This is a genomic window from Methyloglobulus sp. (assembly GCF_046714055.1).
GTDB lineage: Bacteria > Pseudomonadota > Gammaproteobacteria > Methylococcales > Methylomonadaceae > Methyloglobulus.
Genome location: NZ_JBKKBJ010000170.1, coordinates 1 through 13060 on the forward strand (window position 1 = coordinate 1; position 13060 = coordinate 13060).

The 13060-nt window shown below is 48.0% G+C and carries 16 protein-coding genes and 3 tRNA genes; 2 read left to right on the forward strand and 17 right to left on the reverse strand.

All coding sequences use genetic code 11. The annotated features are described in order from the left end of the window. Window positions 1–66 precede the first annotated feature (66 nt). The 17 genes from ACLQ6D_RS10110 to ACLQ6D_RS10190 form a co-directional block, all read right to left on the reverse strand. Window positions 67–336: a hypothetical protein gene (locus ACLQ6D_RS10110; RefSeq protein ID WP_411727162.1), complete on the reverse strand. Its 270-nt coding sequence runs from the start codon at window positions 334–336 to the stop codon at window positions 67–69. A 137-nt stretch (window positions 337–473) separates the two neighbouring features. Then, the gene (locus tag ACLQ6D_RS10115) at window positions 474–881 is read right to left on the reverse strand and encodes a single-stranded DNA-binding protein (RefSeq protein ID WP_411727163.1); all 408 of its coding nucleotides are present in this window, start codon (window positions 879–881) and stop codon (window positions 474–476) included. A gap of 82 nt (window positions 882–963) precedes the next feature. Beyond that, a complete protein-coding gene (locus ACLQ6D_RS10120) occupies window positions 964–1791 on the reverse strand; it encodes a hypothetical protein (RefSeq protein ID WP_411727164.1) in 828 nt (275 codons plus the stop codon). Beyond that, entirely contained in the window at window positions 1785–2195 is a 411-nt protein-coding gene (locus ACLQ6D_RS10125; RefSeq protein ID WP_411727165.1) for a hypothetical protein, read from the reverse strand. Before ACLQ6D_RS10125 ends, ACLQ6D_RS10120 begins: the two co-directional genes overlap by 7 nt. Beyond that, window positions 2195–2857, reverse strand: coding sequence for a DUF3631 domain-containing protein (locus tag ACLQ6D_RS10130; RefSeq protein ID WP_411727166.1), 663 nt, complete (start codon window positions 2855–2857; stop codon window positions 2195–2197). The genes ACLQ6D_RS10125 and ACLQ6D_RS10130 overlap by 1 nt, the downstream gene beginning before the upstream one ends. Beyond that, the gene (locus ACLQ6D_RS10135; RefSeq protein ID WP_411727167.1) at window positions 2781–3089 is read right to left on the reverse strand and encodes a DUF3631 domain-containing protein; all 309 of its coding nucleotides are present in this window, start codon (window positions 3087–3089) and stop codon (window positions 2781–2783) included. The genes ACLQ6D_RS10130 and ACLQ6D_RS10135 overlap by 77 nt, the downstream gene beginning before the upstream one ends. Before the next feature lie 45 nt (window positions 3090–3134). After that, window positions 3135–3800 (reverse strand): hypothetical protein, encoded by a 666-nt coding sequence (locus ACLQ6D_RS10140; RefSeq protein WP_411727168.1) that lies wholly within the window; start codon window positions 3798–3800, stop codon window positions 3135–3137. Next, window positions 3793–4644, reverse strand: coding sequence for a toprim domain-containing protein (locus tag ACLQ6D_RS10145; protein WP_411727169.1), 852 nt, complete (start codon window positions 4642–4644; stop codon window positions 3793–3795). Before ACLQ6D_RS10145 ends, ACLQ6D_RS10140 begins: the two co-directional genes overlap by 8 nt. Further along, window positions 4637–4876 carry a helix-turn-helix domain-containing protein gene (locus ACLQ6D_RS10150; RefSeq protein ID WP_411727170.1) on the reverse strand — a complete coding sequence of 80 codons (240 nt, stop codon included), beginning with the start codon at window positions 4874–4876 and terminating at the stop codon, window positions 4637–4639. Before ACLQ6D_RS10150 ends, ACLQ6D_RS10145 begins: the two co-directional genes overlap by 8 nt. Before the next feature lie 116 nt (window positions 4877–4992). Further along, window positions 4993–5217, reverse strand: a complete 225-nt coding sequence (locus ACLQ6D_RS10155) for a hypothetical protein (RefSeq protein ID WP_411727171.1) — start codon at window positions 5215–5217, stop codon at window positions 4993–4995. 304 nt (window positions 5218–5521) lie between these two features. Further along, window positions 5522–6088, reverse strand: a complete 567-nt coding sequence (locus ACLQ6D_RS10160) for a hypothetical protein (protein ID WP_411727172.1) — start codon at window positions 6086–6088, stop codon at window positions 5522–5524. Then, window positions 6088–7155: a tyrosine-type recombinase/integrase gene (locus ACLQ6D_RS10165; RefSeq protein WP_411727173.1), complete on the reverse strand. Its 1068-nt coding sequence runs from the start codon at window positions 7153–7155 to the stop codon at window positions 6088–6090. Before ACLQ6D_RS10165 ends, ACLQ6D_RS10160 begins: the two co-directional genes overlap by 1 nt. 477 nt (window positions 7156–7632) lie before the next feature. Beyond that, window positions 7633–7708, reverse strand: a tRNA-Asn gene (locus ACLQ6D_RS10170). 25 nt (window positions 7709–7733) lie between these two features. Further along, window positions 7734–7810: transfer RNA gene (locus ACLQ6D_RS10175), tRNA-Arg, on the reverse strand. Between the two features lie 83 nt (window positions 7811–7893). Then, window positions 7894–7985 (reverse strand) — tRNA-Ser (locus tag ACLQ6D_RS10180). 10 nt (window positions 7986–7995) lie between these two features. Beyond that, complete coding sequence (gene csrA / locus ACLQ6D_RS10185; protein ID WP_349025753.1) at window positions 7996–8187, reverse strand: carbon storage regulator CsrA; 192 nt, start codon at window positions 8185–8187, stop codon at window positions 7996–7998. 829 nt (window positions 8188–9016) lie between these two features. After that, window positions 9017–10144: an anion permease gene (locus ACLQ6D_RS10190; RefSeq protein ID WP_411727174.1), complete on the reverse strand. Its 1128-nt coding sequence runs from the start codon at window positions 10142–10144 to the stop codon at window positions 9017–9019. 169 nt (window positions 10145–10313) lie between these two features. On the opposite strand from ACLQ6D_RS10190, the gene lplT reads away from it, so the two are divergent. Continuing rightward, window positions 10314–11483 (forward strand): lysophospholipid transporter LplT, encoded by a 1170-nt coding sequence (gene lplT / locus ACLQ6D_RS10195; protein WP_411727175.1) that lies wholly within the window; start codon window positions 10314–10316, stop codon window positions 11481–11483. Between the two features lie 138 nt (window positions 11484–11621). Then, the gene (locus ACLQ6D_RS10200; RefSeq protein WP_411727176.1) at window positions 11622–12935 is read left to right on the forward strand and encodes a YihY/virulence factor BrkB family protein; all 1314 of its coding nucleotides are present in this window, start codon (window positions 11622–11624) and stop codon (window positions 12933–12935) included. The last annotated feature ends 125 nt before the right edge of the window (window positions 12936–13060 follow it).

The window sequence follows — 13060 nt, forward strand, 5'->3', positions numbered from 1 at the left end:
ACCGGGCAAACCCATACCTTTTTGGTATTGCACTTTGTTTTTGCTCATCTCCCGCCTCCTTTGGTTTCAAGGGCTTGCACTTATGCCTTTGACTTCAAAATTGGCTGTGGGTCCTACGTAATCAGAAAACATTAAGGTCGCCACCGTCCTTAATGTTTTGGTTAGGGTGTAATCCGCCTGAACCACATGTTGATTATTGGCCCCCTGTTGCTTCCCGTACTCCAGCAGCACCTCCCCGCATTGCCGGGTTTCCGCTCTCGCCCTTCTTAAATGCCATTGCTGTTGCCTACATGTATCAACCGTTTCAGGCCAGTAACCATAATGTGATTTTCGCATAAAGAATGATAGTTATATTTTATTATGTGATATTAAGTTTACAGTCTAGTGGATTTTAAACCCACGATTTATACAAAAACGCCCTAACCATTCGGCTATTGGTTTCTTTCCCATTTTGAAGCTGTTGCTTGGCATCGCTAAAACTCGATTTCGTCATTAAACGGCCTATGGTGCGGCTTATCGGCGTTATACGGTGGCCTGTCCTGTTGGGCGCTGTTATCGGGTATTTCAGTATGGCGGCGTTTCTTTATGTCATAAACCGACAGCACGTTAGCCACGGTTACGGATAACCCGCGCCTGGTCTCGTTGGTGGCCTTGTCCTGCCATTCGGTGGGCTTCAACGCGCCGATGACACTAACGGCATCGCCCTTGCCCAGTTTGGCTATCCGTTCAGCATGGCCACCGAAGGCAATGCCCGATATGACGATATTCTCAGGTTCGCCAACATGAACGCCTAATAGGAACTGGCAATACTGCTTGTTGTTCTGGCTGGTCTTTAGTTCGGTGTCTTTAATCAGCTTTCCTGATATTAATGATTCGATCATGGCGTAATCCTATAAGTCAAAAGTAATGGTATCCGTCCACTGCAAGAGCTGGTTGCGCTCTTCGGCCTCCCTGCCCATCAGCCTATCCCGTCTCGGTATCAACCTCTGCTGCCAGTGCGGCCGCCAAAATGCCGCACAGAATATCCGGCGGCAATGCTTCGGCCTGTACGGTCTGGCCTTCAAAACTGCGCTTATCGGTGGCCTTTGGTGGCGCGGTCGGTAGGTTGTATTGCTTGATATGCCCCGGTGTCACGGCTAGGCGTACAAACTCAATATCGGTGTCACTATCCATCATGAACGCCCTGACATCTTCATCCAATGAGCCGTATATATGAACGCCGCTGGGATCATGGTCGCCAATGTGGAAAACCTTGACCGCTTCGTATTGCCTGAATTTACACGCTAAGTCGTACTTAGCGGTGAGCGAGTCAAAACCGCCGCTGCTCAACACGGGAGCGCCATAAGGTTTTGAAACTTGCTCCAACTGGTTAAACATACCCGCCGCCTCGCACCATACGAACAGTCTGGCAGGCTGTACGGTCTGTGGGTCTAGCTGGTAGCTTTCGGCTGTATATTTCACCGCTTCGATAAAACTTTGTGGCGATTCAAAGTAGCTGCCTTTCAGCTCGCTAAAGCCGTCATCCCTGATATCACAGAACGGTATCAACCTGGACCGTCTGGCCTTGCTTATGGTTTCACATAAGCGCTTATAGGCTTTTTCATCCTTCTGGTAGTCATGCGCCCCAACCAAACGATAGAATATTTGCCTAGTCGTCATGGGCAGGTAAGCATGGTACTCCTGCAATATGCCCTTGATTTGCAGTAACCGCGCTTCGGTTTCGGCCTGTGGCTTCCACTCTATATAACCGCGTGGCCTGCCTTGTCTTGCCTTGGGTAATGTGTTTAACATGGCGATTCCTTTGGTTTAAATCTGTCGCAGGTGTGCCGTGTCCCGCTCCAATGCACAATACCCGAAGGCATAACGCCAGCCGCACAAGTGCCTGAACCTTTCCTGTGTTCGTGGTGCGGCTTGAAGTTGGTGCAATTGCCGCATTGTGGCGGGTTCATCCTGAGCAAGAACGCCCCGTGTTCGGCATCTTCCGCCAACACCTGCATGGCCTTACCGTTTGGGGTGTGGCAAGTCACTTGCTTTGGGTAGGTTTCGGCTTCAAGCGCGGCAACTATCGCCGCCTTATGCCGTTTCAAAAATTCCCGTTGTGTGGGTGTCAGCTTGCTGGACGGGCTGATCTCGATATAGCCATCAACCAAGGTAACGGCAAAGCCTGAATCTCGGACTTTTGATAGGGCAGTCATTAAAAACGCTCCATGTCGTCTGCTAACGAAACATGCTCGCGCACACTCCCGTTTTTATCTGTTACTCCGTTACATATTCCATTATCATTAATATAATCAATGCCTTGTGTTGTAACAGATTGTTTTTCTGTAACGTTACAGATTGAATTATCCGTTACAGCTTCGTGATTTGATTCAGTGTTTGTAACAGATAAATCGTTTTGTAACGTTACAGATTTATCATCCGTGACGGCTGCAGCCCGTGTGATTACTGGCTTTGCGTCATTTTGTAACGTGTAACGGATAATTTCCGGGGTGTCCGGTGCGACTGTCTTTGTTTCGGATAAGTAACGAATGAAAACATCCTCAAAATCCGCAAACAGATAACCGCGCTTTGGATTGTTTGTAGTTGTCAATCGCTGCTGCTTAGGTTCGATTCCGTACGGATTAAGCAGTCTTGAAACTTGCCGCCCGGATATTTGCTTGCCTTTGTTATACGTTGCCCACGCTGCATCATCATCCGTGCAAAGTTCTGTGATTAAATCTATAGTACTGATAAAATCGGTTCTCTTTAGCTCAAATATTTGACGAATATCCGCTAACAACTCATTGTTGATGCTGTGCGATTTCTCGCAATCTCCGGATAGCTTCAAAGCCGCCGCCGTCGCTTTCCTTACACTCATCGCCAGCACATGACGCAACCGCAAGCAACCCGTCCCAATTGTCTTGGTTGCGGTCTGACAGTTCCTCTGGCAAGACTGGCCTAGCCTCCCTCACTTGTTGCGGGTAGTCACTAGCAAAACGCGCCAGCTTTGAAGCTGTGCCAGGAAACAAGCCCTTATCGGCATGGCGCAACCTGTCTACAGATTCATGCGGTAGCTTGCGTCTCAGATTAAACACAATGCCACGGCTCATGGTTGCATCTGGCAAGTGTTTTTCTAGGGCTATTCCAGCAATCGCTTATGCACTAAAAACCGTAAACGCTTTAGGCTCGTAGCTATCGCCAATGGCTTCACTGCGTAGCACAAAGCCGTCACGTGAATAGCCAGCGTTCACCATGCCGTGTAATTCCGCATTGTCTTTAAAGAAGGTATCGGCTTCGTCGATTAGTATTGTCGGCTTCCATAAATCAACCGCCCTAAATAAAGCCGATGGTGAAGCGTTCGAAGCTTTTAACGGCCTGTAAGCCATCCGCCCCAACACGGTTAAAAACAGCGTTTTACCGCACGATTTCTCAGGTGCGTTAATGATTGCCAGTGGTGAGATTTCCAGCACATTAATAAACCATGAGAGAGCAACCCACAAAGCCGCCGTGTTTGCCTGTTCGGTGTCCAAGACAATAAATTGCCGGATGGTTGCCGATATTTCATCAAGCAAACGCGCCGGGTCTATCGGCTCATGGTATGGTTCTACCTCATCAAATGGCAACCGCTTGGCTTCCTGTTTAGATTCACGATATGCCGTAACCTGAGCATCAAGGGTTTTTAGCTGTACCTTCATCTCCTTGGCCTTTTCAGCCCTTATGCGGTCGTACTCCAAAGGCTTGAGCGCGGCTAAATCTTTGATGATTTCTTCGTCTGATTGCTGGGGCGTTTCGACTTGCGATAAATCGACTCCGTTATCCATAAACAACCCCGCCAGTATTGATGTAATCGTTAAAGTCTTGCCCTTCATCCGGCGGCGCGATATACAGCCCATTACAGGCAAACGCCGCAACCGTCGCCTTTTCTACCCCAATCGGGTCATTATCGGCACAGACAATAATCTTGCCGTTTGGGTGTAACCTTCGGATAACCCCTGCGACTGGTTTCAGGTTCCCGCAATCCATAGCGACTACAACATAATGCCCGGTTGATTCATGCAGGCTTGCCCCCGTAGCCCAGCCCTCGCATAACAATAGGGTTTCGGTAGGTTCTCCGAGGACGGAATAGCAGCCTTGTTTGCGCCCAGATTTAAGAAACCGCTTAGTGCCGTCCGCGCCAATGAATTGCAGGTTTACAATCTCGCCAGATTCGTCATAAATCGGGATAACCAAAGCCTCGCGATAAAGCCTTGCGCCGTGTGGATTGATACGCTTTTTGACTAGGTAAGGGTGGCTTGGGTCTGTTATTGGTTCGGCTTGTTGCCATATCCAATTAGCCTTCTGTGCTGCCATTTGGTGGGCTTTTTGCTGCTCTAGCTGCCTAACTTCCTTGGCATACTCAATCTGTTTACGCATGGCGGCGTTCATTGGCTGCTTTTTGCCGCTTGCTGTCCAGGTGAAGCTAACGCCAGTTTTATCGTGCATTGTCCAGCCACTAGGCCGATTATCAAGGTGCAATATGTAAGCACCGTTCAGTGTGCCTTTCCTATCGCCTTCAACAAAGAATCGGTGTAAGAAAGAATCCCCAATAAGGGTGTCAGGTGGCGTTATGCCGTTATCCAACATGGCGGCTTTAAAGCCGTTTACAGCGTCATTTTCGTTATACATCGGCATCACCTGAAAACAAAACGTAACGTGCCACGCGGTGTTTAGCCTTGCCAGTGTCAACTGTTTGCCAATGCGTAAATATTCGGTAGCCTTGCTGCCGAAGCTCTTTGATACGCCCGGGCGGGTGCAAAATGTCTAGCTTGTCCCTTGCTTCGGTCGTGGTTATTGGGGACGTGAGCAAATATGCCAGCAACCGTAATTGCTGTTCTTTGGTTTTGGGTGAAAAATTCATTTGGCCTTATCCTTTCCGGGTAGTGCAACCATGCCGCCAAACGGGTATAATTACCCTGCTTGTTTTGGTGTCGATTGCAAAAAGCCCCGGCCTAAGTTGGTAGGTACGGGGCTTTTTTATGCGGCGCGATTTTTGCGCTCGATACAGGCGAAAAATTCATTTTCATCCACCAAAATAAGGCGCCCAACTTTCTTGAATGCTGTGGCAAAGCCATTAGTTTCTTTAAAAAAGACCAGGTGTCTCAGTCCGCCAATAGAAGGCCATTCGTGGTGGTCTCCCCATTTTGGGATAGGGATGTATCGGGTGTTGGTTTTGGGGTGGGCTTGTTGTTCTTGTGACATTTTGATAACTCCATTCAGGTTTAGTGAATCGCCGTCATTTACGGCTGGAGTTATGATAGGTAACTGGATTATAAATAAAAATAGCGAAACAGGTTATTAAATAGGTTTTTTTAGTGACCTGTTTTTAGGCCGCATGGACCATGGTTTTCATAAAGAATTAGGTGAACGCCACCTGATTAATTCCTTATTTGTTCGGTTTTCTGCCTGGCTCACCTTTATGAATATTTTGGTTTTTCTTCCAGGCTTGAAAGCCGCTTGCCCATGAGGCTGGATTTCTACCTATTAAAGCCTTATGAATTTCACCTCACTTCATGCTGTTTAGGTCTGGCTTTACTTCACCAATCCATTTTATAAAATCATCATCCCGTGATTGATAACCTGTTTTCTTTTTGCCATCACCCCCCACGGTTTCGGCTTGCGGCTGCATGTCAGCAGGCATAAGGTGTGCTACGGAATAGCCTTTATTTTTTGCCCATGCTATCCAGTTTGCGGGGGTGTCATGTTCTTTAATCGTGCCAGCTTTAACGGATGAAGCGGCTATGCTTAATGCGCGTTCATATACGTGTACCATTGAACTAAATCTATCCCTTTCCTCGTAATCGTGCGGTCTATCCTTGACCAGTTCTAACGCACTTTCTAAGCAAACAGGATAACCGAGGGTTATCAATTTACATGCCATAGTGATGTGCCATGAATCGTATAAAAACCATTCCTCAGGTTCACGCTGGACATAGTCACTAAGGATTAGTTCACGGTCACGAGGCAGGGGCTTGTCAGGGTCGAACACAAGCTCGAAAGGGCGGTTTATCACAAACTGATAATTGACATCAGGCATTAACCGTTCTGGTATTGTTCTAGTCGTTACTTCCATCACACACCCCCAAATATCTTGGCATTCATCGAAGCAACCACGTGGCTGACATGCCTATCCGATAGGTGTGCGTACCGTTTCACCATTTGCAGGGTCTTATGTCCCAGCACTTCGGCAATCTCAGCCAATGACGCGCCATTCATGGCCAGATAAGACGCGGTGCAGTGCCGCAGGTCATGCCAGTGGAAATCGTTGATTACAGCCGCTTGTAGGGCGTTTAGGAAGGGCTTGCGTAAGCCTATCGGCTTGGTTTTGTGGGCAGTGCCAGGAAACAGCAAGTCGGTGTCAAGCCGCCTAACTTTGGCATGTTCGCGTAACAGTTCCAACCCTAAGCCAGCTAAGGGAACGCGTCGCCGTTCGCCGTTCTTGGTCTCGTGCAGGATTAGGTAGCCGTCCTTAAGGTTTACGTCCTGCCACTTCAAGCCCATCAATTCGCCTTGCCGCATTCCGGTGGACAAAGCCAGGATTACGCAAGGATATAGCCATGGGTTAGATGATTCCTTGCAAGCGGCCAGTAGCCTTGTGCGTTCGCCGTCATCCAGGAAACGCACCCGACCGCGTGACTCCTTCGGCTTTTTGACTTTCCGCATGGGGGAATCTTCCAGCCATTGCCAGTCATTGACCGCAATGGTGAAGGCGTGGGAAAGTGCCGCCATGTAACGTACTACAGTGGCGGGGCTTCTCTGCGTTCCTCGGTAGGTTTCGCCGCTTGCCAATCCGTCACGGCATTGCACAATCATGGACGGGCTAATATCTGAAAGCAGGTAAGCCCCGATTTTGTCTTTCCACCATTCAAGCTGTTGTTGTTGCTTTACCGCTTGCTTTGGCTTTGTGGGCAGTACGTCCTTGATGTACCTGTCTAACAACTCGGCTAAGGTGTGCTTTTTGGCTTCGGCTGTCTTGAAGTGCTGCCCTTCCCTGATTGCGCTTTCGGTGGCCGCCGCCCATTTCTTGGCATCGGTTAATCGCTGGAAGGTGGCGGTTTGAGCGGGATAACCTTTCAACCGGATTTTTACCCGGTAGCTGGTCTTGCCGTCTTGGGTTTCCCGTGCTTCAAAGTTTGCCATAATGCCCCCGTGGGGCAATGGCAGTATAATTTCTAGTAGCCATTTGCTTAACCCTTTTCGTTAAGTGAGTCGGTGGGGTTTGGTGGTGTTAGTCGCACTGCCAAGCCCGTTTTTTTTGTGCCAGGAAAATGATACAACAAGCCGCGATAATTAGCAACAAGTGATAGGTAATCACCTGTCTATATGACTATAATTCTAGTAATAATAGTAAGTTATAGAATTTAATTCCGTTAATGGGACACTAAAGGGGCAACTAGAAATTAAAACAGGGCAAAACGACTGTTTTTTTAGCCAGTCAACGGGTATGTTTTGTTGTGGGTTTTATCGGTTTTGTAGGGTGGTGATAAGCGCGTAATTAGGAAAATATATGGCCTATGTTGTTGCGTATTGTCGTGTTTGCTTATTTTGAATTGCCCCGCCAGTGTCCCACTGATAGCAGAAAGAGTTTGATATATTAGTACAACACATTGATTTATCTGGCTCCCCCGGACGGGCTCGAACCGCCGACCTAGTGATTAACAGTCACCCGCTCTACCGACTGAGCTACAGGGGAATAATACGTTTTGATTTTTCTTCAATGGCACGCCCGGAGAGATTCGAACTCCCGACCGCTCGGTTCGTAGCCGAGTACTCTATCCAGCTGAGCTACGGGCGCTTAATTGAGCCGCAAATTATCCTGTGATGTTGAATATTTGTCAACCAAAGTTCAGGCAAAGCTGGGTTTTAATTATGGGTGTGTGGCGGAGAGAGAGGGGTTCGAACCCTCGATGGGCTATAAAACCCATACTCCCTTAGCAGGGGAGCGCCTTCAGCCTCTCGGCCATCTCTCCTAAAACTGGTTTATCTTTCAGAACCCGTTGAATCAGACTGCTCTTTTTTGATTCTTTCGTAAATTTCTTCCCTATGGACAGAGACTTCCTTTGGCGCATTCACACCTATGCGAACCTGATTCCCTTTAACCCCAAGGACGGTAACGGTTACCTCATCTCCTATCATCAATGTCTCTCCTACCCGACGAGTCAAGATAAGCATGGCTACTCCCTATTTATATTAAAAACCCACTGCTCTTAAAGAGCTTCCAACCAAGGGGCGAGATTATAACAGTTTTATATGATAAAAAAAGCCCGTTGTTCCGTTCGGGTGCGATTAAAAGTGCGGTTTAAACTCAAGCGGCCTGACGCGGTTGATTCCAGTACCCTTCCCAATTGCCGCTGGCTCGAAGAATCCTTAAAGCCAACATTGAAGCCACGTTATCGGGGGGCACCAAGCGCCGGGTGGTTTTGAGCGTTGCTGAATAATATAGCGGTGCGCACCCCCTATTTCTCCCGACCCAATGGTCAAGCCTTGAGCCGACGCGGCTTGGTAATTGAACTGATGCGGGCGGATTCGGATAGTTCGGTAGTGGGCGCGGACCGGCGCATTCTGCGATTCGGTCGTGTCCGCTGCTAAAAATGCCGCCAGTCCTTCCAAAACACGCGGGTAAGCATGTCAGCGGTGGCAACCCCCTACGGCGTCCTGTGGTGCCGAAGGATGTAGTAGTCAGCCCCACAGCCAAGGCCAGCGCGTAAGTGGCGCTTACTATGTGCAATACGTCAATGCCTATCACGGAGCCTTTTGCTTTTATGCCCTACCTATATAAAACACGTAACCAGCGGGTCAACTTGACGCAATTACGCTATGTCCCAATGCGCAGTTACCCTTCTTAAACTTACTCGCTGCAATCCAAAGAGACATGAATGTTGATAAATATTGTTAAGGCTTTTCCTGGTATTACCCAAACAATTGAGATTTTATCGCCTAATGCAGAGCTAAGTTTGTGTGCCGCTTTTGCGTGCCTAGGTTGAGCGCCTAACGCAGTTCGTTAATTGACACCCGTATAGGTTCTAAGAAGAGCATACGCACCCGCCGCGCACAATGCGGCACAAGGCAAGGTCAACAGCCAGGACAGCAAAATGGAAGCGATCATACGAGTATTGGCTTGTTTTGTGGTTAACCCAATGCCGAATAACGCGCCCACCGACACATGGGTGGTTGAGACAGGCAATCCAAACTTGCTGGCAAAAATCACCAGCACTGCGGTGGTCAAATTGGCCGATAAGCCCTGGCCGTGGCTGATGGCAGTGATCTTATGGCTCATTGTTTCCGCCACGCTCCGCGCATTAAGCAATCCACCTAGCGCCATCGTTAGCGCAACCAGGACGATATTCGATTGCAAGTCTAGCCCTGGCGCCAACAATAATAAGGCCGCTATTTTGGGTGTGTCATTCAGTCCGCGGGCGAAGCAAACTGCACCGGCGCTGAAAAAATGCAAGGCATCCATCACCCGTTGCAACTCGAACCCCAAAATAACACCGGCATAACGGCTAGCACAGGCCGCTTGATTATCAATACTGAGTGAACGGTTTTGTCCTGACACCAAAGCGCCGGAGTTTTCCACAAAGTGGGATGCAGTCACTGCGGGTTCATTTTCAACGCAGAGACATAAAAGATTACCGATCGCCTTACGCTGTCGGATTTGCCGGAAACTTGTGTAAACCACGATTGCTAATAGCACAGCAATAACAGGACTCAGCAACAGCGGCAAAACAAAGCTGGTGCCTAATGCAGCAAGTTTGATAGTTCCAGTCGCCAATAAAGTGCTGCCCGTTAACGCCCCCAGCAACGCGTGGGTGGTAGACACAGGAAAACCCAGACGGGTAGCCAAAATAACCGTCATGCCAGCGCCTGCGGCTACCGCCGTTATAAAAGGGATGGATTGAATCAGTCCGTCCGGTGCTAGCCCTTTCCCGGAAAATTTTATAAGTAGGGTTTGCGCCAAAAACAACGCACAGATAGAACCCGACAACGTGGTGACCGTCGCCCAGGTCAGGGCAACCCGGTAATTCGCCGCACCGCTGCCGAAGAGGGAAGCAACGCCTTTAAAGTTATCATTCGCGCCATTGGAAAAAGCCAAGAAGCAGACGGTAACAAACAACAGTACGATAGTCATGCACAACTCCTTTCAGGTTGTTTGCAAATAGCGTACGTTTATTATTACAGTTTTCAGCTGATGAGCCACTTCATTTTTTGATTACCATTGTGCATTGCCCACAGTTTGTTTATAGTCATTGGCAACAGCAAATTTCGGAAATGCTTCCAAAAACATCTAATCAATCATCATGAATAAACAGATTTACCCTTTATTAATCGCCCAGTTTTTGTCTGCGTTTGCCGATAATGCCATTTTATTCACGGTAATCGCTATGGTGATGCACTCGAATGACTTGGCAACCTGGTACGTCCCGGCCTTGCAAAGTGCATTTTTAGTCGCATTTGTCATTCTGGCTCCGTGGGTAGGCGGATTTGCCGATAACCACGCCAAATCCAGGGTATTGATTATAGGTAATTTGATTAAGGCACTGGGCGCAGGACTTTTGCTCTGTAAGGTCGAGCCGCTCCTGGCGTATTGTATCGTCGGCATGGGCGCTGCGATTTACAGCCCGGCCAAATACGGCATCCTGCCGGAACTTGCCGGGCATGAATTTTTGGTGAAAGCCAATAGCTGGATTGAAGGCTCTACTATACTCGCCATCCTATTGGGCATGGTGGTAGGTGCGAAACTGGCGGATTACTCCATCACGATGGCGCTTGCGCTAACCATAGCCCTGTTTATTGCCTCCGCTTTTATTACCTTGTTTTTACCCGTACACATTGCCAAAGCAGAGTCTTCCTCCTCCCAACTTATTGAATTCGGCAGACAGATCGGCCAATTTTTTGTCACACCGCGTTCCCGCTTTGCCATCCTGGGCGCATCGTTATTCTGGGCATCGGCAGCCACTTTAAGGGTAATTATTGTCGCCTGGGCGCCGCTGGTTTTGATGTCAAAAAATGCCACTGAGATTGCCCAGATCACCTTATTCCTGGCTGTCGGCATCATCGCAGGGTCAGCTATCGTCCCACGCCTGATACCGCTGGAACACCTGCGCCGAACCAGAATCCCTGCTTATATTATGGCTGTGTTTATTGGTGTCTTGAGCTTTACCGATAGCCTGTTACCGGCGCGGTGTGAGCTGTTTGTTATCGGGATGATGGGCGGAATGTTTATCGTACCGATTAATGCAGCATTGCAGGAACTAGGACAAGAAAGTATCGGCAGCGGCAGCGCCGTTGCGCTGCAAAATTTTTTCCAGAACTTGGCGATGCTCGCTTCCGTCGGCACTTATACCATTGCCACCGCACAACGGGTTGATCCTGTTATGGCTATGCAAACCTTGGCAGGATTACTTTTTATATTGACTTTTTTGGTATCCATGAAGTTACCGAAAAAAGGGTTACAACATCAGCTTTGAACAGGCTCAGGCCATGTTTTTTGCCTCGACACTAAACCAAGATAGCTAGTGGCCTGGATGGGGCTTTGCGGAATCCGGGCCACTAGCTGAGCTGTTTAAAAATTAATATTTCTTAGTTCAAAAACATAAGGGCAGCGGATGAAACTCAACATAATCAGTTTTGTTAAAGAAGAGTTATGGTTGTTACACGAGCAAAAACTTCCGCCATTTAAGGCGGCAATCATCAGGTCGCTAAAAGTAGTGCTCTTGTCTGCCCAAGGTTTCTCCCGCGACCTGTGTCCGCTCAGGGCATCTGCATTGACGCTTTATAGCTTGTTGTCGATCGTGCCTGTCATCGCCATGCTGTTTGGTGTCGCCAAAGGTTTCGGTTTTGAAAAGATGCTGACGGAACGTTTGATCGAACAAGCGCCGCAGCAAGATGCGTTGGTATTAAAGCTGGTTAACTTTGCACAAAATCTGTTGGACAGCACTAAAGGCGGGGTGGTTGCGGGGATCGGTATTGTTGTGCTGTTTTGGACTATTATCAGCCTGATTGGCAATATCGAAGAATCCTTTAATTACATCTGGAAAATTGGCAGAAATCGCTCAATAAGCCGTAAGTTTAGCGATTATTTATCTTTGATGTTGTTGGCTCCCATCATATTGATCGTTGCCAACAGTATTACAGTACTTCTGAGCTCAGAGATAACCTGGTTAATAACCATAATAGAATTACCGGAATTTGGCACTTGGTTGGTCATCAAGGCGTTGGGCTTGTTGCCTTTGCTGCTGATGATCGGATTATTTGCCTTTACGTTTATTTTTATGCCTAACCATAAAATCCATTACAGGGCTGGCATCATTGCCGGTGTTGTGACAGGTATTCTGTATGATCTCTTGCAGTGGGCTTACCTAAGCCTACAGATAGGCGTGTCAAGCTATAATGCCATTTACGGCAGTTTTGCCGCGATACCCTTATTTGTCGTCTGGTTACAAATGGGCTGGATGATTGTGTTGTTTGGTTGTGAGGTCGCCTTTTTTCTGCAAAATTATGAAAATTATCGAAACAATAACCGCTTTTCTAACATCAGTTTTTCCCTGCAAAAAGTTATCGCCTTACAGATTACGCATTTGCTAATCAAGAATTTCAGCCACTTGAATAAGCCATTAACGGCAGATGAAATAGCGACAAGACTGCTTATCCCAATCGCCATTATCCTACCGATATTAGTGAAGCTAACGGCAAGCCAACTTATTGTCGAGTTTAATACCCAAGACGAAGCGGATGAAGTTTACCAGCCAGCAGTCGATACCAATTTATTGACTATTGCCTTTGTTATTGACGCGCTTGAACAATGCGGACAAAATCATTTACCGGACATCAATCAGGAACGGCTATTTATGGATGCGGTCAATGATTTTAGGAAACTGATGGAAGCTTCGGAACAAAATTGTTTGTTGAAGGATATTTAGAGCTTATCCATAAATAATATTCCCCTGACCTTTCCGTTTTAGTTTCCGTAAAACGATGGCCGAAGCGGCCAGCATAAGCCAGCCAAGATGGCTCCGATCCATTTTTTCATGGCGCACCAAGAGTT

Bases quoted from the DNA above. Each gene is read 5' to 3' on its own strand.
- ACLQ6D_RS10200 (WP_411727176.1), top strand. From the start codon at position 11,622: ATGAAACTCAACATAATCAGTTTTGTTAAAGAAGAGTTATGGTTGTTA.
- ACLQ6D_RS10150 (WP_411727170.1), bottom strand. From the start codon at position 4,876: ATGAATTTTTCACCCAAAACCAAAGAACAGCAATTACGGTTGCTGGCA.
- ACLQ6D_RS10190 (WP_411727174.1), bottom strand. From the start codon at position 10,144: ATGACTATCGTACTGTTGTTTGTTACCGTCTGCTTCTTGGCTTTTTCC.
- ACLQ6D_RS10115 (WP_411727163.1), bottom strand. From the start codon at position 881: ATGATCGAATCATTAATATCAGGAAAGCTGATTAAAGACACCGAACTA.
- ACLQ6D_RS10165 (WP_411727173.1), bottom strand. From the start codon at position 7,155: ATGGCAAACTTTGAAGCACGGGAAACCCAAGACGGCAAGACCAGCTAC.
- ACLQ6D_RS10140 (WP_411727168.1), bottom strand. From the start codon at position 3,800: ATGGATAACGGAGTCGATTTATCGCAAGTCGAAACGCCCCAGCAATCA.
- ACLQ6D_RS10135 (WP_411727167.1), bottom strand. From the start codon at position 3,089: ATGAGCCGTGGCATTGTGTTTAATCTGAGACGCAAGCTACCGCATGAA.
- ACLQ6D_RS10145 (WP_411727169.1), bottom strand. From the start codon at position 4,644: ATGTATAACGAAAATGACGCTGTAAACGGCTTTAAAGCCGCCATGTTG.
- csrA (WP_349025753.1), bottom strand. From the start codon at position 8,187: ATGCTTATCTTGACTCGTCGGGTAGGAGAGACATTGATGATAGGAGAT.
- ACLQ6D_RS10125 (WP_411727165.1), bottom strand. From the start codon at position 2,195: ATGACTGCCCTATCAAAAGTCCGAGATTCAGGCTTTGCCGTTACCTTG.
- ACLQ6D_RS10110 (WP_411727162.1), bottom strand. From the start codon at position 336: ATGCGAAAATCACATTATGGTTACTGGCCTGAAACGGTTGATACATGT.
- ACLQ6D_RS10160 (WP_411727172.1), bottom strand. From the start codon at position 6,088: ATGGAAGTAACGACTAGAACAATACCAGAACGGTTAATGCCTGATGTC.
- ACLQ6D_RS10155 (WP_411727171.1), bottom strand. From the start codon at position 5,217: ATGTCACAAGAACAACAAGCCCACCCCAAAACCAACACCCGATACATC.
- ACLQ6D_RS10130 (WP_411727166.1), bottom strand. From the start codon at position 2,857: ATGAGTGTAAGGAAAGCGACGGCGGCGGCTTTGAAGCTATCCGGAGAT.
- ACLQ6D_RS10120 (WP_411727164.1), bottom strand. From the start codon at position 1,791: ATGTTAAACACATTACCCAAGGCAAGACAAGGCAGGCCACGCGGTTAT.
- lplT (WP_411727175.1), top strand. From the start codon at position 10,314: ATGAATAAACAGATTTACCCTTTATTAATCGCCCAGTTTTTGTCTGCG.